The 21,775-nt window shown below is 46.6% G+C and carries 22 protein-coding genes and 1 riboswitch; of the genes, 16 read left to right on the forward strand and 6 right to left on the reverse strand.

Annotated elements, in window-relative coordinates:
* Window positions 1–12 precede the first annotated feature (12 nt).
* From IFU39_RS27130 to IFU39_RS27140, 3 genes are read left to right on the forward strand one after another with little or no spacing between them, the layout of a single operon-like run.
* Window positions 13–834, forward strand: a complete 822-nt coding sequence (locus tag IFU39_RS27130; protein WP_244661134.1) for a metal ABC transporter ATP-binding protein — start codon at window positions 13–15, stop codon at window positions 832–834.
* 3 nt (window positions 835–837) lie between these two features.
* The gene (locus IFU39_RS27135; protein ID WP_091020798.1) at window positions 838–1,797 is read left to right on the forward strand and encodes a metal ABC transporter permease; all 960 of its coding nucleotides are present in this window, start codon (window positions 838–840) and stop codon (window positions 1,795–1,797) included.
* On the forward strand, window positions 1,797–2,669 hold the full coding sequence (locus tag IFU39_RS27140; protein WP_047841304.1) for a metal ABC transporter permease: 873 nt from the start codon (window positions 1,797–1,799) through the stop codon (window positions 2,667–2,669). Before IFU39_RS27135 ends, IFU39_RS27140 begins: the two co-directional genes overlap by 1 nt.
* A 148-nt stretch (window positions 2,670–2,817) precedes the next feature.
* On the opposite strand, the gene IFU39_RS27145 is transcribed toward IFU39_RS27140, so the two are convergent.
* A complete protein-coding gene (locus tag IFU39_RS27145) occupies window positions 2,818–3,951 on the reverse strand; it encodes an SMP-30/gluconolactonase/LRE family protein (RefSeq protein ID WP_192135873.1) in 1,134 nt (377 codons plus the stop codon).
* A gap of 284 nt (window positions 3,952–4,235) precedes the next feature.
* Here IFU39_RS27145 and IFU39_RS27150 point away from each other — a divergent pair, with 284 nt between their 5' ends.
* From IFU39_RS27150 to IFU39_RS27165, 4 genes are all read left to right on the forward strand, one after another.
* Window positions 4,236–4,919 (forward strand): TetR/AcrR family transcriptional regulator, encoded by a 684-nt coding sequence (locus tag IFU39_RS27150; protein WP_181155553.1) that lies wholly within the window; start codon window positions 4,236–4,238, stop codon window positions 4,917–4,919.
* Window positions 4,920–5,442: 523 nt separating this feature from the next.
* On the forward strand, window positions 5,443–6,192 hold the full coding sequence (locus IFU39_RS27155; protein WP_091020802.1) for a Cof-type HAD-IIB family hydrolase: 750 nt from the start codon (window positions 5,443–5,445) through the stop codon (window positions 6,190–6,192).
* Between the two features lie 54 nt (window positions 6,193–6,246).
* Window positions 6,247–6,687, forward strand: coding sequence for a DUF456 domain-containing protein (locus IFU39_RS27160; protein ID WP_047841365.1), 441 nt, complete (start codon window positions 6,247–6,249; stop codon window positions 6,685–6,687).
* A gap of 61 nt (window positions 6,688–6,748) precedes the next feature.
* Window positions 6,749–8,377 (forward strand): putative polysaccharide biosynthesis protein, encoded by a 1,629-nt coding sequence (locus tag IFU39_RS27165; RefSeq protein WP_192135875.1) that lies wholly within the window; start codon window positions 6,749–6,751, stop codon window positions 8,375–8,377.
* 201 nt (window positions 8,378–8,578) lie between these two features.
* Here the strand turns inward: IFU39_RS27165 and IFU39_RS27170 are convergent, their stop codons facing one another.
* Window positions 8,579–9,865 (reverse strand): DUF2515 family protein, encoded by a 1,287-nt coding sequence (locus tag IFU39_RS27170; protein WP_192135877.1) that lies wholly within the window; start codon window positions 9,863–9,865, stop codon window positions 8,579–8,581.
* A gap of 141 nt (window positions 9,866–10,006) precedes the next feature.
* On the opposite strand from IFU39_RS27170, the gene IFU39_RS27175 reads away from it, so the two are divergent.
* From IFU39_RS27175 to IFU39_RS27200, 6 genes are all read left to right on the forward strand, one after another.
* Window positions 10,007–10,351: a thioredoxin family protein gene (locus IFU39_RS27175; protein WP_192135879.1), complete on the forward strand. Its 345-nt coding sequence runs from the start codon at window positions 10,007–10,009 to the stop codon at window positions 10,349–10,351.
* A 312-nt stretch (window positions 10,352–10,663) separates the two neighbouring features.
* Window positions 10,664–11,602 carry a COX15/CtaA family protein gene (locus tag IFU39_RS27180; protein WP_091020806.1) on the forward strand — a complete coding sequence of 313 codons (939 nt, stop codon included), beginning with the start codon at window positions 10,664–10,666 and terminating at the stop codon, window positions 11,600–11,602.
* Between the two features lie 205 nt (window positions 11,603–11,807).
* On the forward strand, window positions 11,808–12,524 hold the full coding sequence (locus tag IFU39_RS27185; protein WP_091020807.1) for a Cthe_2314 family HEPN domain-containing protein: 717 nt from the start codon (window positions 11,808–11,810) through the stop codon (window positions 12,522–12,524).
* Between the two features lie 138 nt (window positions 12,525–12,662).
* Window positions 12,663–12,804, forward strand: a riboswitch (SAM riboswitch).
* A gap of 126 nt (window positions 12,805–12,930) precedes the next feature.
* The gene (locus IFU39_RS27190; protein WP_091020808.1) at window positions 12,931–13,965 is read left to right on the forward strand and encodes a methionine ABC transporter ATP-binding protein; all 1,035 of its coding nucleotides are present in this window, start codon (window positions 12,931–12,933) and stop codon (window positions 13,963–13,965) included.
* A complete protein-coding gene (locus IFU39_RS27195; RefSeq protein WP_047841298.1) occupies window positions 13,966–14,625 on the forward strand; it encodes a methionine ABC transporter permease in 660 nt (219 codons plus the stop codon). It begins immediately after the preceding gene.
* A 75-nt stretch (window positions 14,626–14,700) separates the two neighbouring features.
* The gene (locus IFU39_RS27200) at window positions 14,701–15,540 is read left to right on the forward strand and encodes a MetQ/NlpA family ABC transporter substrate-binding protein (protein WP_091020809.1); all 840 of its coding nucleotides are present in this window, start codon (window positions 14,701–14,703) and stop codon (window positions 15,538–15,540) included.
* 118 nt (window positions 15,541–15,658) lie between these two features.
* Here IFU39_RS27200 and IFU39_RS27205 read toward each other — a convergent pair whose 3' ends face one another.
* Window positions 15,659–16,618 (reverse strand): DUF2167 domain-containing protein, encoded by a 960-nt coding sequence (locus IFU39_RS27205; RefSeq protein ID WP_192135881.1) that lies wholly within the window; start codon window positions 16,616–16,618, stop codon window positions 15,659–15,661.
* A gap of 212 nt (window positions 16,619–16,830) precedes the next feature.
* On the opposite strand from IFU39_RS27205, the gene IFU39_RS27210 reads away from it, so the two are divergent.
* The gene (locus tag IFU39_RS27210) at window positions 16,831–17,610 is read left to right on the forward strand and encodes an SDR family oxidoreductase (RefSeq protein WP_091020811.1); all 780 of its coding nucleotides are present in this window, start codon (window positions 16,831–16,833) and stop codon (window positions 17,608–17,610) included.
* A gap of 138 nt (window positions 17,611–17,748) precedes the next feature.
* On the opposite strand, the gene IFU39_RS27215 is transcribed toward IFU39_RS27210, so the two are convergent.
* Window positions 17,749–17,994, reverse strand: coding sequence for a NifU family protein (locus IFU39_RS27215; RefSeq protein ID WP_053783253.1), 246 nt, complete (start codon window positions 17,992–17,994; stop codon window positions 17,749–17,751).
* Window positions 17,995–18,074: 80 nt separating this feature from the next.
* Here IFU39_RS27215 and IFU39_RS27220 point away from each other — a divergent pair, with 80 nt between their 5' ends.
* Complete coding sequence (locus IFU39_RS27220; RefSeq protein ID WP_105601302.1) at window positions 18,075–18,329, forward strand: YuzB family protein; 255 nt, start codon at window positions 18,075–18,077, stop codon at window positions 18,327–18,329.
* Here IFU39_RS27220 and IFU39_RS27225 read toward each other — a convergent pair.
* The gene (locus IFU39_RS27225; RefSeq protein ID WP_192135883.1) at window positions 18,326–19,387 is read right to left on the reverse strand and encodes an NAD(P)/FAD-dependent oxidoreductase; all 1,062 of its coding nucleotides are present in this window, start codon (window positions 19,385–19,387) and stop codon (window positions 18,326–18,328) included. The two genes, IFU39_RS27220 and IFU39_RS27225, sit on opposite strands and share 4 nt — an antisense overlap.
* A 234-nt stretch (window positions 19,388–19,621) precedes the next feature.
* Window positions 19,622–20,728: an aminofutalosine synthase MqnE gene (gene mqnE, locus IFU39_RS27230; RefSeq protein WP_091020813.1), complete on the reverse strand. Its 1,107-nt coding sequence runs from the start codon at window positions 20,726–20,728 to the stop codon at window positions 19,622–19,624.
* 446 nt (window positions 20,729–21,174) lie between these two features.
* Here mqnE and IFU39_RS27235 point away from each other — a divergent pair, with 446 nt between their 5' ends.
* Window positions 21,175–21,531, forward strand: a complete 357-nt coding sequence (locus tag IFU39_RS27235) for a HesB/IscA family protein (RefSeq protein ID WP_036605753.1) — start codon at window positions 21,175–21,177, stop codon at window positions 21,529–21,531.
* Window positions 21,532–21,775 lie beyond the last annotated feature (244 nt).

The following is a 21,775-nucleotide window of genomic DNA, read 5'->3' on the forward strand; positions in this document are numbered from 1 at the left end:
AGTTACAGGATTATGGAAGATACAACTTTATTGGAACAAACTCCTACGAAACTGAACAATAGTCACTTGCAGGGAACGCTGCCAACATCGGCTCCTCTTAGTGTGAGGGATCTGGCTGTTGCGTATCACAAAAAGCCGGTGCTTAGCAGCGTATCCTTCGATATTCCGGAAGGACAGCTCATCGGTATTCTTGGCCCAAATGGCGCAGGGAAATCAACACTGATCAAAGCTGTTCTGGGACTGGTACCGAAGATGCATGGAGAGGTACGGATCTTCGGACAATCGTACCGGGAACAACGTCGCCGCATCGGTTATGTGCCACAACGGGAATCGGTGGACTGGGATTTCCCTACGCATGCGCTTGATGTGGTGATGATGGGACGGTATGGTCATCTGGGCTGGTTCCGTCGTCCGGGGAAAAAGGAGCGGGACCTGGCGGCACACTGCCTGGAGCAAGTTGGCATGGGCGATTACATGTACCGCCAGATCAGTCAGCTGTCCGGTGGACAGCAGCAACGTGTCTTTCTGGCGCGGGCACTCGTGCAAGACGCAGATCTGTATTTCATGGATGAGCCATTTGCAGGTGTCGATGCCACCACAGAGAAAGCGATCATTTCGCTTTTGGAACAGTTGAAGAAACAAGGCAAGACGGTACTGGTTGTTCACCATGATCTGGCGACAGTCGAGGAATACTTCGACCATGTGCTGCTGCTCAATGGACGACTGGTGGCAGGTGGACCAACAAGTGAAGTATTTGTACCGGATACACTGCAAGAGACGTACGGAGGCCGGATTGCGATGATCGGAAGCCGGACGGAGAAAGGCCAGGTGTAGTACATGTGGAACTGGATCGTTGCCATCTTATCTGACCCCAATACACGTTGGATATTGCTTGGCTGTCTGTTATTAGGATTCAGTAGTGGAATTATTGGCTCCTTCACCTTTCTTCGTAAACAGAGCCTGATGGGGGACACCCTTGCTCATGCTGCTCTGCCTGGGATCTGTATTGCATTTATGTTGACGGAAACGAAGTCGGTCGGATTATTCCTGTTCGGTGCTCTGGTGGCTGGCATTGTCGCTACCTTCGGAATCTCGTGGATTACACGCTACTCCCGAATCAAGCAGGATGCGGCGATGGGAATTGTGCTGACCGTATTTTTCGGGGTTGGTGTAGTGATGCTGACGCGCATCCAGCATGGGGCGAGCGGAAGCCAAAGCGGACTCGATAAATATTTGTTTGGGCAGGCGGCATCCATGGTCATGACGGATGTGTATGTTATGGGTGGCGTATGTCTTGTATTACTGATTGCCTGTCTTGCCTGGTTCAAGGAATTTAAACTGGTGAGTTTTGACCCGGGATTTGCACGTGGTATGGGTCTGCCAGTTGCCATGTTAGAGCAGCTCATCCTGCTCTTGACGGTAATCGCGGTGGTGGCCGGAATACAAGCCGTTGGTGTCGTGCTTGTTGCGGCCTTGCTGGTAACCCCAGCAGCAGCGGCACGTTGCTGGACCGACTCACTTGCACTGATGGTGGTATTGGCAGGCATATTTGGTGCATTGAGTGGTGCAACAGGGACCATCTTCAGTACGCTTGTACCTAATCTGCCGACAGGACCTGTAACCGTTCTTGCGGCTACGGCATTGTTTGCTGGATCAGCCTTGCTGGCTCCGCGTCGTGGATTATTAGCTCGACGGTTGCGCAGTATTCAGGCAAAGTCGGCGTATATGCGTGAAGAGCGGGCTACACTTCAGACTCTCGCCATACAGCGAAATCAGCAGGAACGGGGGGAGATGTAATGGCAACGTTTTGGATTATCTTGACGGCCGTATTGGTATCTTCCGCCTGCGCCATCCTCGGTTGTTTTTTGATTCTGCGGCGAATGGCTCTGGTCGGTGATGCGATTAGCCATGCGGTTCTCCCCGGCATTGCGATTGCTTTCCTGTGGAGTGGTTCCAGGGATTCCTTGTGGATGCTACTTGGTGCAACGGTGTTTGGACTACTGACGGTGTTCTTCATACAGAGTTTGCAGGCGGGAGGACTCTCGTCTGATGCCTCAATCGGAATTGTGTTTACTGCACTCTTCGCAGTAGGTGTCATTCTGATTAGTCTGAATGCCCAGCATATTGATCTGGATCTGGACTGTGTTTTGTTCGGTGAGATCGCTTATGTACAGTGGGATACACTAACCCTTGGAGGTACGGATGTCGGGCCGAGGGCGGTCTGGATGCTGGGTATTACTTTGCTGGTCATCCTTGTCGTCATTGGGCTGTTCTACAAACAGTTTAAGCTATGTGCCTTCGATCCGGCGCTGGCTGCAGCCTGCGGCATTCCAGTAGTGCTGTTCCACTATCTGCTCATGGGACTCGTTTCGATGACGTCCGTAGCTTCATTTGAAAGTGTTGGTTCGATTCTCGTGGTGGGTATGCTGATTGTACCTGCGGCAACGGCTTACCTGCTCACAGATCGTCTGGGCAAAATGATTCTGTATGCCGTCCTGATCGGAGCAGCATCCTCGGTTGGAGGTTACATCATGGCATACGCCCTGGATGCTTCCATCGCGGGCTGCATGGTAGCTGTTGCTGGAATTTTGTTTGTTCTTGCACTGCTGTTGTCACCGAAACATGGCATCGTATTCCGTTACGCTCGTCGCAAATTCGCGGCACGTTAATTCATAGAGATTGTTAGCCGCCTGCTTTGCAGGCGGTTTTTTTGATTGGATTGTAAACGAAGAAAAATTCAATAGAAGCCCCTCCTGCTGGAGTGAGCTGCTATTGAGATGCCTAAAGGTGGAATGAGGTAGAGGAATATAACAATCCTTACGGTTTCAAAGGCACCCGATGAACCCCTTGGCTTCCTCCCGGTGCGGTTCCGAGATATAAATATTTCCCTTGGCTTACGGCCGTGGTGATGCCATACAATGTTCCTTCCGGATCATGCCAACTACTAATAAGCTCTCCTTCTGGTCCATATTCTGCAACAAGTCCGTGTTTCACCGGGGCACTGGCTCCATTTAACAAGGACTGTGGAACTTTGGACATCGTCGCTGCTAACCAAGGATGACTATGCATGTAATCGGCAAAAGACAGACGGGTTGTGAATACCCCTACCCAGAAGTGTCCCTGTGCGTCACGGGTGATATTGTCCGGAAATCCAGCCAGATTCTCCGCGAAAATATCAGAGGTGCCTTGTTTGGGGCCTTTTAACCAGTACCGGGTCAACTGATAATGATACGATTCTGCGACTAGCACGAAGTCTTCTTCGGCAGACAGTACGACCCCATTGGCAAAATACAAATCCTTAAGCAGTACAGTTGTTTGCTTGGTCAGAGGATCATATTTCAACAATCGTCCATGCGGTTTATTCTCGGCGATTTCTTTGAACATGACCTTGCCATAGTTAGAGGTATCGGAGAAATATATCGTTCCGTCTTGAGCAATGTCCAGTTCGTTCGCAAGGTAGATCGGCCCTCCATCTACTTCATTGGTTAATACTTCGATATTTCCGATCGGGTCAATGGACAGCAGCCCTTTCTGAATATCTGCCACAATCAAATTACCGGCAGCATCAAATTTTAGTCCATTAGGTGTTCCGTGGGTATCGGCGAATACCTCTGCTGGCTGTGCCTTGTCCTCGGCGTCAAAGGTTACTCTGTAAATTTTGCCGTCGGAGTCACCCGCATACAGTCGCCCTTTTTTATCAAAAGTGATAAATTCCGGGAATTTCGCGAGGTCTGTAACCAGTTCAGCGGAGCTAAGTTTGTTGTTTTCTTTCCAGGGACCCTCCTTCTCAAAAGAAGGAGCAGCAGGTGCAGACCAAACCGCGGGTTCTACCGGGGCGGGTATTAGCAGGAATACAATGACTCCCAGCACAATTACCCCTAGCAGGGTCAGGCTCCATCTACGAATTTGTTGACCAGTGGATCGTTTGCGTTGTTTTTGTTCTGTTGACATTAGTAATCCTCCTAATATTGTTTGCGGGGCAATCTACACTTTGAATACGATGTTTTCTCAAAGAAACGATGTTACCGATTGTCCGAAAAAAATACCAATTAAAAATTGGCATAAAACATTTTTGGTAACACTGTTTCTAACAGGAATCATCCTAACCAAAAAGTTGTGCTGGTGTCAAACCTTTTTTTTCAACGTGATAGCTTCATTGACAATCTTTCTACGAATGGTTAGAATGCCTGTTAGAAGTCGGAAACTTCGTTTCCGGTCAGAAACGTGATAACTAAATGAAGGTGATCCTTATCAGTGACGAAGACAAACCTTCGCCATCCACGGGGCGGGCATTAAAAACATATCAGGAAGCTCGTCGGCAAAATACGGATAATCTCCGAAAGCTTGTGGTTGATGCGGCAGCAGCCATTTTGCAGGAAGAAGGGCCGGAGGCTGTTACTGTACGCAGAGTATCGCAAAAGATGGGCTGCTCTACCAAAATCATTTACAGTTTGTTTGTTAATAAAGAAGGTCTTGCCCAGCAGTTGTATCTGGAGGGTTGCAAATTGCTGGCGAAGCGTTTTGAAGAAGTGCCGCCGTCCTCTGATCTCATGCAGCATTTGCTGGATTTGGGCGAAGCCTTCTGGCAGTTCGCACAGGATTATACCAGTTACTACAAGCTGATGTTTGGAGGAGCTTTTGCCGAGTTTAAGCCGGATGCAGAGAGTATGCAGGGAACGATGACTGCCATACGCCGTTTGCTAATTCTAATCAGCACCGCCCAGCAGCAAGGACAGATTTCGGACCAGGAAGATACCGGGACTCTTGTAAGTACGATATGGGCATCACTGCATGGTGTAATCCATCTGTATATGGGTGGCTTCCTCGGCGATGTAAAAGCAGCCCATACCATATACAAACAAACAATGGATCTGATGTCCCAATCCTTGTTTGCAGCAAACAAGCCAGACAGAGCATGATTAGATTTCATCATGGCTGTGCGGAGTAATAAGGTTAAACTAGAAGCGGTTAAAAGAGGTTCATCCTGAATGGGGTGGACCTTTTTGGTTTAAGAATGTATACGATACAAAAAAAGTATGGATAACTCCGAATAAAAGGGGAGGGATGGTGTGCATAGCTTGGAACAGACACCACTTGTATATAGTAAGAAGGTTCATTCGTGAGTGGGTTCTTTGTTGCATATAGATGATCTGTGGTAAAATGTCGTTAGCTGTGACGTCCGGAGCGTCCGTTTTTACGGATGCCGGGCGATCTTGTTGTGAAAGAATGTTTAAAATTAGATAAAGAAAACCTTTAAGTTGAACTGGAGAACCACTGTGGAACGGAGAGGGCAGAAAGGACCTAGAGAAGGGAAATTTGTTTATGAAAGGTAATTCTAAAACAAAGATACTACGACTCGAAAGGTTTTCTGCCCGCGTAGTGCCTGAATGGATATCCATGAGTTTAACTTGGAGAGAGAGACAACCTAGGAGGAACTACTGTATGAGTGAACTGAAATACAAATTGCTTGCATTGGATATGGATGGAACATTGCTTAATGATAATCATGAAATTACGCAGGAGACCGCCAAATGGATTCAGATTGCCATTCGTCGGGGTGTACATGTGTGCCTTTCAACGGGAAGAGCCGTATTCCACGCGATGCCTTATGCGGTTCAACTTGGACTGGAGACACCAATGGTTACCGTTAACGGTAGTGAGGTCTGGAAAGCTCCGCATGATCTGCATATGCGTCATCTGATGGACCCGGTATTGATTCGCAGAATGCAGGAGATCGGTGAGAAATATAACAGCTGGTACTGGGCATACTCCGTGGAAGAGCTGTTCAACCGTGATCGCTGGACGGACAATATTGAAGGTCTGGAATGGCTGAAATTCGGCTTTAATACCGAAGTGGATGAAGTTCGTCACCAGATTATGATGGAACTGCAACAAATGGGTGGTCTGCAAATGACGAATTCCTCACCCGTTAATATTGAGATCAACCCTGCTGGCGTATCCAAAGCAAGTGGTGTAGCCGAAGTCTGCAAGCTGCTGGGCATCGAGATGTCCGAAGTTGTTGCTGTCGGAGATAGTCTGAATGATCTGGCTGTCATTGAGGCCGTGGGTCTTGGTGTAGCCATGGGCAATGCGCAGGAACAGGTGAAGGAAGCGGCTGATCTCATCGTAGCGAGTAACAATGAAGACGGCATCGTCGAAGTGATTCGTGAACATATTTTGAAGGGGGAGTAACCTTTGCTCGCAACCATTGCCTGGATTTTAATTGTGCTGCTGTTTGCAGTGGGGATGGCTGGAACGGTATATCCCATACTGCCTGGTGCTGTAGCGATTTTCTTCGCGTTTCTGGTCTACGGCTGGTTCTTCAGTTTTGATCCGTTCGGTGTGTGGTTCTGGATCATTCAGATTCTGATTGTGGTTGTGTTGTTCGTGGCTGATTATGTCGTCAGCGCATGGGGTGTGAAAAAGTTCGGTGGCTCCAAGTTATCGACCACGCTGAGTACCATTGGTGTTATCATTGGCCCATTTGTCATTCCGGCATTCGGACTGGTATTGGGACCATTTATCGGTGCTTTTATCGGGGAACTGATCGGAGGGTCTTCACCTTCCAAAGCGTCAAAAGTTGGATTTGGTTCGGTCGTGGGGTTATTTACGAGTACCGTGATGAAAATTATTTTGCAAATCGTCATGATTGTTCTCTTTATTATCTGGGTGGTAAGATTCGCCTAAACGTTCAGGATTAGCTTCAACGGGATGCATGTCCGGTGTGGAGGAAAGAAGGGGAATTCGTTTGTCTAAGAAAGAAACATTCATTAGGGGTACGCTTATTCTGGCGGCAGCTGCGCTAATCGCGAGAGTACTCGGATTGGTTCAACGGGTGCCGCTGGAGCATATCCTTGGAGATGTCGGTAACGCATCGTTTACGATCTCCAATACGGTATATTTAATGCTGTTAACTGTAGCAACGGCGGGCATACCGAGTACACTTAGCAAAATGGTATCGGAACGCTATGCGCTCGGACGCGCGGGTGAAGCCCAACAGATCTACCGTGCAGCCCTGATCTTTGCGGCTGTCGCCGGGGTAGTCATGTCTGCTTTATTGTGGTTCGCTGCACCTTATTATGCCACGTATGTCTCCAAAGTACCGGCATCGGTTAGCGCCATTCGCGCTTTGGCTCCAGCCTTGCTGCTGTTCCCGGCCATTGCGATGATGCGTGGATATTTCCAGGGACGCGGCAACATGACAGCGGGTGGTATTTCACAGATTGTTGAACAGTTCGCCCGTGTAGGTACAGCCATTATCGTGGCTTATGTCATGCTGCAATGGAATTATGATGACCAGACGATTGCTGCAGGTGCTTCATTTGGCGGGGTATTAGGAAGTGTGGGTGCCTTCGGTGTCATGCTGTACTTCACCTTGAAGCTGCGTCGTAGCGACCGTGCGGCCCAATTGAATTACGAACGTGCAGAGCAGTTACCGATGCGAGGTATCTACAGTGATATCTTCAAGCTGTCTATTCCAATTGTGCTGTCCTCACTTGCGGTTCCAGTCATTAACTTCATCGATTCATCCCTTGTGGTACCACTGCTTAGTGGCCAGATTGGACTCGAAGAAGCGACTGGTGTACTTGCGATTCTGGGTGCGAAAGCCCAAAGTATTGCGGGTATTCCTCCGATTCTGGCTATCGCTTTAAGTCAATCGTTGGTGCCTGTCATTTCAGCAGCATTTGCCCGCAAGGATGAAGCGCATCTGAAGAGCCAGGTTACACTTGCGTTGCGCATTTCGATTCTGACAGGTATGCCGATTGTCATTGCGCTTTGTGCGGCAGCATATTCGGTCAACGGATTGCTGTTTACCAATCTGGATGGAACGCCGATCATTGCCTTGTTAACATTCGGTACCATTTTCCAGATTACGATGATGACCACCAACTCCATTTTACTCGGGGTAGGGAAACCACGGATTACAATGATCAGTGTCGCAGCAGGTGTTGTGATCAAACTGATCGCAAGTCTGATTCTGGCGCCGATCTTTGGCATTTACGGCATTATTATTGCAACGGCCCTTTGTTTCCTGGTCATCACGTACCTGAATCTGCGGGTCCTTCGCAAAATCGTTGATTTCTCCATCATGGGAGATCGTTGGAAAGGGTTTATCATTACAGTGTTGCTTGCAGCAGGTGTAGGATTTGCAACGAACTGGATTGGGAATACGATCTTTGGACTGTTCCTGCCAGTGCGTGTATCCTTCTTGTTTACCTGCCTTGTGGTTGGTGTGCTTGTGGTGGTGGTGTATCTGGTTCTCATGGTTGTGCTGCGTGTACTGCGCAAGGACGAGCTGGGCAGTTACCCCCGTATTCTGCAAAAAATTCTCCGTCCACTTATGCGTCTTCAACGTGGAGCCGGGCAAAGAGGTTAAAAATACAAAGTGCATTATTCAAGCATAAATATTTTGTGAAATAGGATACAAGCTCTGTCTGCTATTGAAGCGGACAGGGCTTTTTGTATAGTTAAGGCGAGCTGAGCAACTGAACTCCACATTAGCCCAGCAAGCAAGGATAGCAGTGTATATCGGGTATCCACATCATCCGTCTTTTACTGCTCCATATGATCTTTAGCATTAGTGTGTGATCGCTTTAGCATCATGAGCCAGTGCTGTTTTCAGCATGCCATACCGGTGTTCGTGACTCATCTCAAACAGCCATGGGCGGCGAGGTGCCGTCAGGTAACCGAGACTATCCCGAGTCTGAAGCCAGTCCTGTCTGGAGATCGGTTCATAAGGCGTGTCTCCCCATACGGCGAGCAGTTCCGGACTATATAGTCGTTGCCCTTCTGGAAGCCATTCCTCATCCAGTAACGCCTGAGCGTATAATGTATGTTCACCCGCCTCGTCTTCACGATTGGTAAACAGGCCAGGCCAATATTCAGCACGCGAGCCACGATGGGGAACCAAACGTGCGAACTCCAACACTTGTGAGTGTACTTGCTCCACGCCAAACAACAAGGCATATAGGCCTTTACCAAACATGATCCGCTCATCCAACTTTCCAAAATGTTCAATGACGCGTCCTGTGAGTCCTGCTCCCCGTCCGAGAGGAAAGACGATATGATTCAGACCCGCCAAATTATGCAGATGGAATGCGGGTTTCGAAAGTACTTCTTTTTGAAAATAAGGATGCTGCACCACCCGGCTCTCGATATAGTTCTGCTCATTAATAATTAATGCCACACTAAGCAGTGAACTGCACCGTTCCAGCCAAAAGCGTTCCCAAAACGGCGTCATAAACGCCGATATGTGAAAGTGCGATAAGAGATGGAAACAGCTTCGTCCGATCCGGCGACTGTTCATATACAGCAGTAGCTGGGGATAGGCATCCTGGAAAATGAGTGCATTGCACCGCTCCAGCAGCCGATACATATACTCGCGATCGCTCTGATTCTGTAGATTATGCATTAAGTCACTCTGAAGATCTGTCATGTGATATCCGCCGTTGCGAGAGACCATATGGGCCAGCAGTGCCCAATGGAGTTCAGGGTATTGCTCATAACATTCCAGATAAGCTGCCGTGCGGGTGATATTACTCCGATTGTGCTCTTGAGTCAGTGTCTTAATCTCTTCCAGAATGATGCAATCTTCTTCGCAGACGAGTGCGCTTTGAACCTGGTCCGTGCGTGCAAAAGATTTGTTGCTGGCAGGTAACAAACGCTCCACCTCAGACTGTAAGGCAGCTGCCGTATCTGTATCCCACTCGATGTCACGCAAAGGGTGACGAAGCTGTGCAGAAGCTTGCCATGCAGCCTGTTTGCCACGCCAGATTTCCCGGGCAGCACCCGGAATGGAACGGACCATCTGCAGGAGGGACCCGTGATGTTGTTCGCTGGAAGAATCGGTTCTGGTGGAAGTCATGATGTGACATCCTTTCATGATGTTCTGGGTTTATTTTCACAGACCATGTGGTTATTCTAAGTATGCGCTGATTATTTGACTTCCACTCGCCAATTTGCTTCACTTAGGGTAAGACAAGGTACAGAAAGGGAGATGAACCGAATGGAACAGATTACTTCCAAACCGGCTTTTGATGTAGCCATCCAATCCCCACGTTTGACGATTGCCGTATTCAAGGCAGACTGGTGTGGTGACTGCAAATACATCGATCCGTTTATGCCTGAGGTTGAAGAGAAATATACACGTGAACTGACTTTGATTGAGGTCGACGTGGATCAGGTTGGAACCGTTAGTGAAGAGCAGAATATTCTTGGCATTCCGAGCTTTGTGGCGTATACAGATGGCCGCGAACTCGTACGGTATGTGAACAAGCTGCGCAAGTCGAGAGAAGAGATTGAGCAGTTCTTAGATCGAGCAGTTGAAGTGTACAACACGATCCATAAATGATAATAAAAGTATGACAGGTTCATTTTGTAAAAGGGTATACTAGATGAAACGCCATTTCTCTTGAAATAGGGAAATGGCGTTTGTGTTTAGGATTCAGTTTAAGACACAATTCAACTGGCATATCCCTCAATTACATAACCCCAATGACCTGCGGGTCATTATTTCACCAGACGTTAACATTTTGTCACAAAGCGCGACGTCAATGAACATTTTATCCGGTATAATGAATTTAGTTGTGAAATAAGTGTCAAAGTACCGAAACAAGCGGAGAATATTCTTCGCCATCTTAAACCAACAGCGGGTGAGAAAAAATTGAAACACTTAACTTTGTTTAAATGGTTAACCGTATTAACCTGTCTTGTCATGTTTCTGGCCACTTTTGGTGGAGGCATCGTAACCAAAACGGAATCAGGCCTTGGCTGCGGAACAGAATGGCCTTTATGTAACGGAAAACTCGTTCCGGCACATACTGTGGCTTCACTCATTGAATATTCCCACCGCGCTGTAAGTGCACTGGCTGGACTGTTGTCCATTGCCTCATTTGTTGCTTTTCTGCAGTTTGGCAAGTCACGCCGTGACCTGCAATTGTTTTCTTTCTTAACTCTGGTATTTGTTATCGTCCAGGGAATCATGGGTGCTTTTGCCGTCGTCTTCTCCCAATCTTCAGCAGTCATGGCACTGCATTTTGGCTTTGCACTGATTGCTTTTGCCAGTTCTCTAATGATGGCACTGGGCATAAGGCAGGAGGCTAAAGATGGCGGATTGGAACGCCTGAATAAATACCCTCGGGTTAGCAAAAAATTCAGGAATCTGGTCTGGTTCTCCACTATTTACACATATCTCGTGGTATACACGGGTGCATTTGTGAGTCACACGGATTCTGCTGGCGGATGTTCCGGATTTCCGCTCTGTAACGGGCAGATTATTCCTGAGCTTTCGGGTGGGGTAGCGGTTGCTTTTGCTCACCGTGCAGCAGCAGCGTCGCTCGTGATTGTTATCGCAATTCTGGGTCACTTCGCTTACCGTAATCATCCGGACAACAAGGAAATGCGTACCCTTGGCGTGGTATCCGTTGTTCTCATCCTGATGCAAGTAGTCATTGGTATTTTCATGATGGTGACAATGAACCGTCCGGAAGTATACATGTTTGTAGCTCTCGCTCATATGTTGGATATCGCCATATTATTCGGAGTTTTAACGTATATGAGTTTCCTGGTGTACAAGCTGCATCGCCCGGCTAATCGTTTCTAAGATATAGATCCATTCTTTTTTCCAAAGGTACTTGGGCTAAATATGAAAGTCCACCATCCAGTGATGTACATCATTGGACAGGTGGACTTTGTTTGATGTCAGGGGGATCAGGGCAACCTATGGCAAGCAGCAATTACACGGAATGGATGATGTGTTACGTTTACGGTGATGAATTCTTGTTGATTTGGAAAAGAGGAGGTTAGATATGCTGCGAACGTTGTTGGGGGAAAAGCCACGTATAAACGAAGGTAAATTGAAGGCAGCGATGGACGCAATGGCGCATACGCTTGAGTTATTTCAACGACAAATGCATGTGGACCATGATCCCACGCATGACTATCGGAAACTGTATGTGTGGACTCAGGGACTTATCTCCTCACTGGATGAACTAGAGCAAAGCTGTTTCGCTGCTGCTCATTTTCGCAATAAGGTCGTTGCAGGCTCAACGGATGATATGACGGCGACTGAAAAAGCAGAGTATGCACGGTATGTGTATTTCTACAAAGATGGCTTTATCCGCTGCTTTGCCATCCTGGATAAAGTGGGTACGGTACTAAATGAAATATTCCAGTTGAATACTTCAAATACCAAAGCGCATTTTTCTTATTTTACAGTGTTAAGGCAGTTCGATTATGCGAGGGAGCACCATGATCTTGCGTTGCAATTAATACAGATCAAGGACTCTTATCGTGAGCCGATGAGCAAGCTGCGCAAACGACGTAATATGGAAATTCACTACATGAACTCAGAAATGCATGATGACCTGTGGCAGTTACACCAGACCTTGCAAGGTAAAGTGAAATTGGAGGATTTGAATCAGCATGTGCAGGAAATGCGTCAGGGCGTCGATATGGTCTGTGAAACGTTAACAGCCTCTTATCGTTATATTAACAAAATATGGAAAAGAAATAATTCCCTTTGACAAATCGGAATACTTGGAATATACTGAGTTTCAATTAGAGTGTTACAATGACGAAGAATGAAATGATATTTCTCAAAAGTTACATTCACATTATAAAGCATAAACTACATGAACTTATAAAATCCTACAATAACATATTTCTTATCGAGAGCGGCGGAGGGACAGGCCCGATGAAGCCCGGCAACCGATTTGTAATGACATGATACATGTATCATTCGTTATAGATGTTAGGTGCTAATTCCTACAAAATGGTGCAAGGCACGATTTTGGCAGATGAGAAGGTATATTCTTTCACGTGAAGAGCCCTCTTTGTTTCTGCAAAGGGCTCTTTTTTTGTACTTTAAGGGGAGTTTTCCTTTAGATCGGGTAAAGATACATGTAGGTGGTTGGAAAGGGGCAAGTGCGATTGATTGAATTAAAAGGTTTAACGAAAACGTACGGCAAAGGGGCAAAATCTACAACAGCGTTATCCGAGCTGAATTTGAACATCCAAAAGGGCGAAATCTACGGCGTGATTGGGCATTCTGGAGCGGGCAAAAGTACATTGATTCGCTGCATTAATTTGCTAGAACGGCCTACGGAGGGTGAAGTATGGGTTGATGGGATCAACCTGACTGAACTGAGCAAAACCGAACTGCAGCAACAGAGACGCAAGATCGGGATGATTTTTCAACACTTTAATCTGTTATCTTCGGCAACGGTATATGATAATGTGGCTTTTCCGCTAAAGCTTGTGAATACACCAAAGGATGCCATTGATCGCAAAGTGAAGGAAATGCTCAATCTCGTTGGCCTGGAGAACCATAGCAACAAATATCCAGCTCAATTATCGGGTGGACAGAAACAACGTGTAGGGATTGCGAGAGCACTTGCAAGTGATCCGAATGTACTTCTCTGTGATGAGGCTACTTCGGCACTTGATCCGCAGACGACAAATTCAATCCTGAAGTTATTGCTCGACATTAATGAAAAGTACAACCTTACGATTGTGCTGATCACACATGAGATGCATGTCATTCAGAACATCTGTGACAAGGTAGCTGTCATTCATCAAGGTGGCATTGTGGAACAGGGACCTGTAACCGAAGTGTTCCTGAAGCCGCAGCATGCGATTACGCGGGACTTCATGATGCGTGACCATGAAGCTGGACTTGCTCTGGAAGAGACCGCTCTGGCGAATGCAGGCATTGAATTGCAGGCAGGTGCTGCTTCCAAACTTGTGAAGATATCCTTTCTGGGTAACAAAACGTATGAAGCGATTTTGTCGAGAACGGTACGTAAGACAGGCGTGGATTTTGCCATCCTGCAGGGTACAATCTCTACGATTAAACAGGTGCCTTATGGACAGCTGACCGTTCGGTTCGAGGGTGATTCCATTGCGATTGATCGGACGATATCAGAATTAACCGCAGAGGGACTTGATGTGGAGGTGCTTCGTTAGATGGATTTTTCAACCGTACGTTGGGAAGAGGTTGGTAAAGCCTCTATTGAGACGCTGCAAATTTTGGGTGTATCAGGCTTGTTCACCGTAATCTTTGGTTTACCGCTCGGAGTTCTGCTGTTCATGACAGCCCGATCTGCTTCGATCAAATCACGGACGGTGTACATTATATTGTCCTTGATTGTGAATATTTTGCGCTCAGTTCCATTTATCATATTGATTGTTGCTCTTATTCCATTCACTCGTTCACTCGTCGGTACAGCTACAGGAGTGTTAGGTGTTATACCACCTTTAGTTATTTCAGCAGCTCCTTACTTTGCTCGATTGGTGGAGACGACGTTGCGAGAAGTTGATCGGGGTGTCATTGAAGCGGCACAGTCGATGGGTGCATCGACCGGACAGATTGTAAGACGGGTATTACTGCCTGAAGCGTTACCTGGTTTGGTTGCTGGGATAACCATTACCATCGTTACGCTTGTCTCTTACACGGCGATGGCGGGCATGGTTGGTGGTGGAGGTCTGGGAACGCTGGCAATCAACTATGGGTATTATCGTTATCAAAATGAAATCATGATTATATCCGTAGTGTCGATGATCATTCTTGTGCAAATTCTCCAGATGGCTGGAGATCGCTTGGTTACATTTTTCACCAGGAAATAACACATAGATAACATGATGGATATGCATTCATGCGGACGCCACATGAAAAAAATGATTAGAGAAGGGGTTTTACACATGAAAAAATGGTCATTCGCTCTACTTAGTCTTATGCTGATTGCGGTTCTCGCAGCTTGCGGAAACAATAAGGACGCTGATAGCGGCGCAGATAATTCAGCAGGTGCACCACGTACAGTTGAATTGAAAGTTGGAGCTTCACCTACACCACACGCAGAGATTCTGGAAAGCATCAAGCCTGAGCTGGAAGCACAAGGTATTCGTTTACAAGTCGTTACGTTTAATGACTATGTACAACCAAACCAGCAACTTGCTGATAAAAAATTGGATGCAAACTTCTTCCAGCACCAGCCTTATCTGGACACAGAGAATAAAGAACGTGGATTCAACCTCGTTACTGTAACACCTGTTCATGTTGAACCTTTTGGTGGATACTCCAAGAAGATTAAGTCTTTGGATGAATTGGCTGACGGCGCAAAAGTAGCCATTCCAAATGACCCATCCAATGGCGGACGTGCACTGTTGTTGCTTGCGAAGGAAGGCATTATTACGCTGAAAGACAACACAAATATTACATCTACGATTCAAGATATCACAGCCAATCCGAAAAATCTGAATATTATCGAGCTGGATGCAGCCATGATGCCTCGTCAATTGGATGAAGCGGATCTGGTATTCATCAACGCTAACTATGCGCTTGAAGCAAACCTGAATCCAGCGAATGATGCTTTGCTGATCGAAGATCTGCAAGGTAACCCATACGCAAACATCCTCGTTTCCCGTGAGGACAACAAGGATGCAGATGCAATCCAAAAACTGGCTGCTGCTCTGCACTCCGAAGAAGTGAAAACATTCATCAAAGAACGTTATAAAGGTGCAGTTGAACCTGCAACTGAATAAATCACGATATGTATGATATGTTGTGAAGCTATTAAGAATAAGCCGTATATCTCTTCTGAAGAGATATACGGCTTATTTTATGTTTCCTAATCTGTGCTGACGTGGGGATCAACATAAGTCAGAGTTTTTCCGGTTTATCAGCGCTGGAGTGATGTCCAGATTGGCGGTAGTAGGATAATTCATTCTGATCAGCATACTGCTGCTCATCTGCTTCCTGCAGGTACGTTCTCTCGGAGGGAGAGAGTGTTTCTTCTTCTCCGTGTGAGCTTTTGATCTTGTATCTGATCCAACCGATTAACCCAAGGACGACAACGAGGATCAAAGCCCATCCTTTTTTGAGCAAAAGAAGAGCACTGAATTTCTGGGAAGCCGTGTACCCGATCCCGCCCATCAGAAGACTGTTGAGCCCTATGGTGGATGTTTTGTCAGTCGAAGCATTGTACTCCTCGTAGGTATATCCTGCATTGATGTGAAGTTGATTAAGGACAGTTTCCTCGAATGTCTGGCGGCTCTGTTGAAAGTTGGCCGTATCTGTAACCAGAATGGCTGTGATGTACCCTTCGCGTGTCAGGAGTTTTACATTGTAATTGACCATGGCTTGCTGATCAGCATTCTTAAAACCAAGGGAGTAAACCAACTGATGTTTGGTACTGTCATATGCCGGTTCGATTTCCCACCCCGTTATGTACGTTCTATATTCAGGATCAAGTTCTCTGTTATCTTCTTCTGTGCCTCGGATATAACTGCTTAACAGTTCTTCGGCACTCAAATTTTGATCGTCATCATGAATATGACCTGTTTTCACGTATTCAAACACAACATACCACGAGCCGAATTCACTATTGCTGGTTAGGCTTCCGATTTCATTCCCGTTAGGCTTCCCATCACTGTTAAGTATCGAGCGTTGGGTATTGGCCTTATCCAGATAGGAATGGCTTTCAGGGACTTCCAGGGTGGCCTTACCGTCCAAAGAGACAGATGCTGGTCCAATAATCCAATCGTACTCATCAGGCGCTTGCTCACTCTCACTTGCCGCTGATACCTGTAAGGCACTAAAGACTGTGAATAAACTCAACATTAAAAATGTAAGAAATGATATCCATCTTTTGTTAATCATATTCATGTAAAGGTCCTTTCGGGTTATATCCTCGACAGTACCATAGGTGCTCGATTTCAATCAAAATATATCTGGAATTAAAGGTGGATAATCCCTTGTGGATAAGCGAGTTGTAGGAGGACGATAAATCTTTTATACTGGATAGTGACTGCTCTTTGAAGAGGGGGATGAACGTGAAGGGAAAAGTTGCCCTCATAACGGGAAGTGCCAAAGGTCTTGGTAAAATGACGGCCCTCAGTCTGGCAGATCAAGGGTGTCATATTGCCCTCAACTATGTACACAGCAGAATAGAAGCTGAGGCTTTAAAGGCTCAGATTATAGCCAAGGGTGTGCGGTGCATTGCCATCCAGGCTGATATATCCAAGGTGGAAGATATCTCTTCATTGGTTGAGCAGGTGGAAGGCAACCTGGGCAGTATTGATATTTTGGTGAATAACGCGGGTCCATTTGTCCGTGAACGACGATTATTTGCGGATTATTCTGAGGCTGAGGTCCAGATGCTTGTGCAGGGTAATCTGTTGGGACCGATGTTACTGGATCAGCGTGTATTGCCAGAGATGAGACGCAAGCAATGGGGACGTATTATTCATTTTGGCTTCAGTCACGCTGGAGAAGCGAGATCCTGGCCTCATCGCGCCGTATATGCGGCTGCCAAGGTGGGTCTGGTATCTTTTACAAAGACGCTAGCGGTTGAAGAAGCTCCGTATGGAATTACGGTTAACATGGTATGTCCAGGTGACATTCGTGGTGCGAACAAAGAGAAAACGATTGATGAAATGGCAGGCATCACCGACGAGGAAACGCCAAGAGGGCGACCAGGCAGCGGTGAAGATATTGCACGAGTGATTACGTATCTGTGCCTTGATCATTCCGATTTTATAACAGGTAACATTATGGATGTATCTGGAGGACTTGATCCGATTCGTCCAACCATACAGCGCGAGGATACTTAAAAGGTGAATTGAAGGATTGTACGTGGAAACGGGTCAAGGTGACTGTGAACATGGACTCTCTGCATATGCACACAAAAAAAGAGCCCTCCGCTTCATGCGAAGCGAAAGGCTCTTGAGGTTTATTTCGTGAAGGATTGATTAGAATACTTGTACGACTTCTTGTACACCCTCAACTTCTTCGAGAAGGGCACGTTCAATCCCGGCTTTTAAGGTAATGGTGGAGCTTGGGCAACTGCCGCAGGCACCGACCAGTTTCAGCTTAATGATGCCGTCCTCCACGTCGACCAGTTCCACGTCACCGCCATCGCGCTGCAGGAACGGACGAAGTTTATCAAGCACATCAGATACCTCATCATACATGGTGCTTTGTGCGTTTTCGCTCATATTGTTCAACTCCTTTCCTTCCTATATTATATTACAAATGGCCACAAATTAAAATGGTCAAACAAAGCAGGTGAACTTAAATGAGACCGATTATTGAATTTTGTGCCAATAATATGCATTTTGGCACAGATGAAGTCATGGATCAACTGGAAGAAAATCCAGACTATGACGTGATTGAATATGGCTGCCTCACCAACTGCGGCCAATGTTCTATGACTCCATTTGCACTGGTAAATGGCGAAGTTGTCATCACGGACAAAGTGGAAGATCTATATAACGCCATTCTGGCCAAAGTTGCCGAAGCCGATGCATGGGACGATCTCGATCTCGACTAACCGAGATGACGCTTGGACATCCAGAGCACACCACTTTTCAAAATACGAGGTACACGTCCCATCATGGACGTTTTGCCCATCAGCCCAAACCCAGACTTCTTGCCGAGTGCACCGAGTGTGCCACGAAGCTTGAGTGGATGTGGATTGGGCTTTTCGCCTTTCCAGAGGGCATGCTGAATATGGGCGATCTGCTCACCCTGTACTTCCGCAGCCTGACCGCTAGGTGCATAAGGTACACTGGCACAGTCACCAACCACATAGACATCGGTATATTCCGGGATTTGGTAGTATTCATTCAGGACGACACGTCCTTGAGGGTCTTTGGTCACGTCCAGATCCTGTACCACTTTTACGGGCTGAATGCCTGCAGTCCACACGACAGCATCCGTTAGAATCTGTTCATCCCTGTTATAGATGGCATTGGGTTCAACGCGAGAAATGGCGATATGCCCGCGTGTCTCTACCTGATGTTCGTTGAACCATTCATGCACATACACAGACAGACGTTGCGGGAAGGCTGATAATACACGTTCACCACGATCCAGAATACTGATGTTTAGATCGGGTCTGCTCTCACGAAGTTCGGCTGCCATCTCGACACCACTTAATCCACCGCCTACGATATGCACATTGCCATAGGCTTTGACTTCATTAAGTCGCAGGTAAGTCTTGCGTGTTTTGCTAAAGCTCTGAATGGTACAGCTGTAGTCTTCTGCGCCTGGTGTGTTGTGGAAACGGTCTGTACAACCAAGTCCGATGACAAGCTTGTCGTATTCAAGCGGGTCTTGGCCTTCAAATTCAATCTGACGCTGTTCCAGGTCAATCGAGGTAACTTCTCCATAACGGTAAGTGACTTTATCGCTCACTGGAAATTGGATACGCAGGTCATAATCAGATACGGTTCCTGCTGCGAGTGCGTAATATTCTGTCTTTAATCCCTGAAAGGGGCTGCGGTCCACCAAAATAATTTGTGTATCGGATGGAATTTTACCTTCCAGAAGTTCCTTGATGATGGTGAGGCCGCCATAGCCGCCTCCAAGAATGACGAAATTTTTCATGACTCGGCTTCCTTTCTGCATCAGTCCCACTGAAATGGGGCTGTAAACTGTGGAGCAGCTATGCAATAACATAGCTGCTCCTTTTGTTATGATTTGAATAATTGAAAAGTAGACATTGAAAATTGAAGATATTATTCAGCAGTTTGCACCACTCGAATTCAAACGTCTCCCTATCATGAAAGCTGCGTTCTGGAGTGGTGCTGGTGCAATATTGGTTGTGGATGGAGTTATATCCTATTCGTACACTTGAATTTCATTGTAGAACGTATCACGTTCTACCGGAATACGTCCTGCACCCTTAATGAGCCATATAAGCTCTTTACGTGTAAGGCCTTCAGGTGTGAGTGCACCTGCCGCATGACTAATCCGTTCCCGAACGATCGTACCGTGTGCGTCCGAAGCACCGAAACCAAGAGCGACTTGAGTCAGCTGTGGACCGATGTTAATGAAGTATGCTTTGATATGATCGATGTTATCCAGCATCAGACGGCTGATCGCAATTGTTTTGAGATCCTCATAAGCCGAGTTACGACGCATAATGCTTGCGTTTTTACTTTTTGGCTGCATGGAAAGAGGGATAAAGACCATAAATCCGTTGGTCTCGTCTTGCAATTCACGAATCTGCACCATATGGTTAACGCGATCCTCATAGGATTCGATCGATCCATACAACATCGTAGTATGTGTACGCATGCCCAGCTCATGAGCTGTTCGGTGCACCTCAAGATAACGGTCCACGTTGGCTTTGTCTACACGCATTTTTTTGCGATATTCATCCGACAGAATCTCAGCGCCGCCACCAGTCAATGTTTTCAGACCTGCTTTTTGTAGCTCTTGCAGAACTTCTCTGATGCTGAGTCCGCTAATCCGGGTGAAGAAATCAATCTCGGCTGCCGTGTAAGCTTTCAGTGTAACATCCGGATATTTCTCGTTTAAAGCACGCAGGGAATCGACATAATATTGAAAAGGAACATGGTTGTTATGTCCGCCTACGATATGGAACTCACGTACGCCCGGATGAATATGCTGTTCCACATAATCGATCATTTCCTGACCGGATAATGTATAGGAGCCTTCTTCACCCTGGTCTTTGCGGAAATTACAAAAAGCGCAGTGGGCTTCGCATACGTTCGTAAAGTAAAGACTCATGTTCTCGATGAAATATACTTTCTTACCATTCTTCCGCAGGTTGGCCTCATTGGCCAGCTGGCCCAAAGTCAGCAGATCATCTGTTTCATACAGATATACGCCGTCTTCCACGCTCAGCCTTACGCCGTTCTGCACTTTCTCGACGATTTCAGCCATTCTTTTGTCTGTGAACGGTGTTACCAATGTAGACATATTATTTCCTCCTGTTCTTAACCGGATTTGAGTTGTGTGTAGGATCTGCATACAGAACTACATAGAAAAGATGCGGTCAACTGCCGCCTTCTTAGTTGGGCTAACTCTTATTTACCCGGTGCAGCGCGTGCTGCATATGAAAGCTAAATTTTTTCAAAAAATGGAGTCTGTTGACTCATATATGCATTGGGGACTGCGTTGCAGTCTCGAAATGTGAAAAAAATTACAACTCCAATTATGACCATCGTCTGAATAAGTCATGACAAAATAAAGACATTTCAGTGCGACCACCTATTCATTATAAACCTCGTGTCCCGGGGGTTCAATACACTGGGAAGAAAAAGGAGTACAGGGGGAACGCGGAAAGAGGCAAACATGACTTGAGACCCTTGACGGGGTGGAGTATAATTTAAAGAAGAGTTAATGAAAAAGGAGAGTGACCTGGCATGATTAACATCAGCGAAACGGCTGCTGACAGATTGAAAGAGATGCTTGCACAGCAAGAGACACCTGGTATGTTCCTGCGTCTTGGCGTAGCACCGGGCGGTTGCACCGGATTTTCGTACGCCATGGGCTTTGACGATAAAGAGTCCGATGAGGACCTGTATATGGATATTCAGAGCATGAAGGTTGTAGTCGAGAAGGAAAACCTGAAATACCTGGATGGACTTGAAATTGATTTTGAAGAGTCCGGTATGACGGGTGGGTTCACCATCCATAATCCGAACGCGGTAGCCACTTGTGGTTGTGGATCTTCTTTCCGTACGAAGGAAGATGCGGGTGTGCCGGATAAAGATTGTTAATATAAAATTGATTGCAATGATAAGGCACAGTTCCAGCGAAGGACATTCGCTTGGGATTGTGTTTTTTTTTGACATTATGGCAGGGTGAGCTGCGTTCTCTAATTTACCGATTCCAAGATATAGATGGTATAAAATCACGTTTCTTCAGTATTGACATTTTGTTCCAATAGAAAGTATATTATTTGTGCAAACGTTTGCAGATTTAAGAGCACAGTATTCCTGCTAAAAAAGCGGATTTATAAGC

Source organism: Paenibacillus sp. CFBP 13594 (assembly GCF_014842675.1).
Lineage (GTDB): Bacteria > Bacillota > Bacilli > Paenibacillales > Paenibacillaceae > Paenibacillus > Paenibacillus amylolyticus_B.

Coding starts and splice junctions, on each gene's coding strand:
- IFU39_RS27235 (WP_036605753.1), top strand. CDS start 21,175: ATGATTAACATCAGCGAAACGGCTGCTGACAGATTGAAAGAGATGCTT.
- IFU39_RS27135 (WP_091020798.1), top strand. CDS start 838: ATGTGGAACTGGATCGTTGCCATCTTATCTGACCCCAATACACGTTGG.
- IFU39_RS27175 (WP_192135879.1), top strand. CDS start 10,007: ATGGAACAGATTACTTCCAAACCGGCTTTTGATGTAGCCATCCAATCC.
- IFU39_RS27225 (WP_192135883.1), bottom strand. CDS start 19,387: ATGAAAAATTTCGTCATTCTTGGAGGCGGCTATGGCGGCCTCACCATC.
- IFU39_RS27205 (WP_192135881.1), bottom strand. CDS start 16,618: ATGTTGAGTTTATTCACAGTCTTTAGTGCCTTACAGGTATCAGCGGCA.
- IFU39_RS27200 (WP_091020809.1), top strand. CDS start 14,701: ATGAAAAAATGGTCATTCGCTCTACTTAGTCTTATGCTGATTGCGGTT.
- IFU39_RS27145 (WP_192135873.1), bottom strand. CDS start 3,951: ATGTCAACAGAACAAAAACAACGCAAACGATCCACTGGTCAACAAATT.
- IFU39_RS27185 (WP_091020807.1), top strand. CDS start 11,808: ATGCTGCGAACGTTGTTGGGGGAAAAGCCACGTATAAACGAAGGTAAA.
- IFU39_RS27220 (WP_105601302.1), top strand. CDS start 18,075: ATGAGACCGATTATTGAATTTTGTGCCAATAATATGCATTTTGGCACA.
- mqnE (WP_091020813.1), bottom strand. CDS start 20,728: ATGTCTACATTGGTAACACCGTTCACAGACAAAAGAATGGCTGAAATC.
- IFU39_RS27195 (WP_047841298.1), top strand. CDS start 13,966: ATGGATTTTTCAACCGTACGTTGGGAAGAGGTTGGTAAAGCCTCTATT.
- IFU39_RS27130 (WP_244661134.1), top strand. CDS start 13: ATGGAAGATACAACTTTATTGGAACAAACTCCTACGAAACTGAACAAT.
- IFU39_RS27215 (WP_053783253.1), bottom strand. CDS start 17,994: ATGAGCGAAAACGCACAAAGCACCATGTATGATGAGGTATCTGATGTG.
- IFU39_RS27150 (WP_181155553.1), top strand. CDS start 4,236: ATGAAGGTGATCCTTATCAGTGACGAAGACAAACCTTCGCCATCCACG.
- IFU39_RS27160 (WP_047841365.1), top strand. CDS start 6,247: ATGGCTGGAACGGTATATCCCATACTGCCTGGTGCTGTAGCGATTTTC.
- IFU39_RS27170 (WP_192135877.1), bottom strand. CDS start 9,865: ATGACTTCCACCAGAACCGATTCTTCCAGCGAACAACATCACGGGTCC.
- IFU39_RS27140 (WP_047841304.1), top strand. CDS start 1,797: ATGGCAACGTTTTGGATTATCTTGACGGCCGTATTGGTATCTTCCGCC.
- IFU39_RS27155 (WP_091020802.1), top strand. CDS start 5,443: ATGAGTGAACTGAAATACAAATTGCTTGCATTGGATATGGATGGAACA.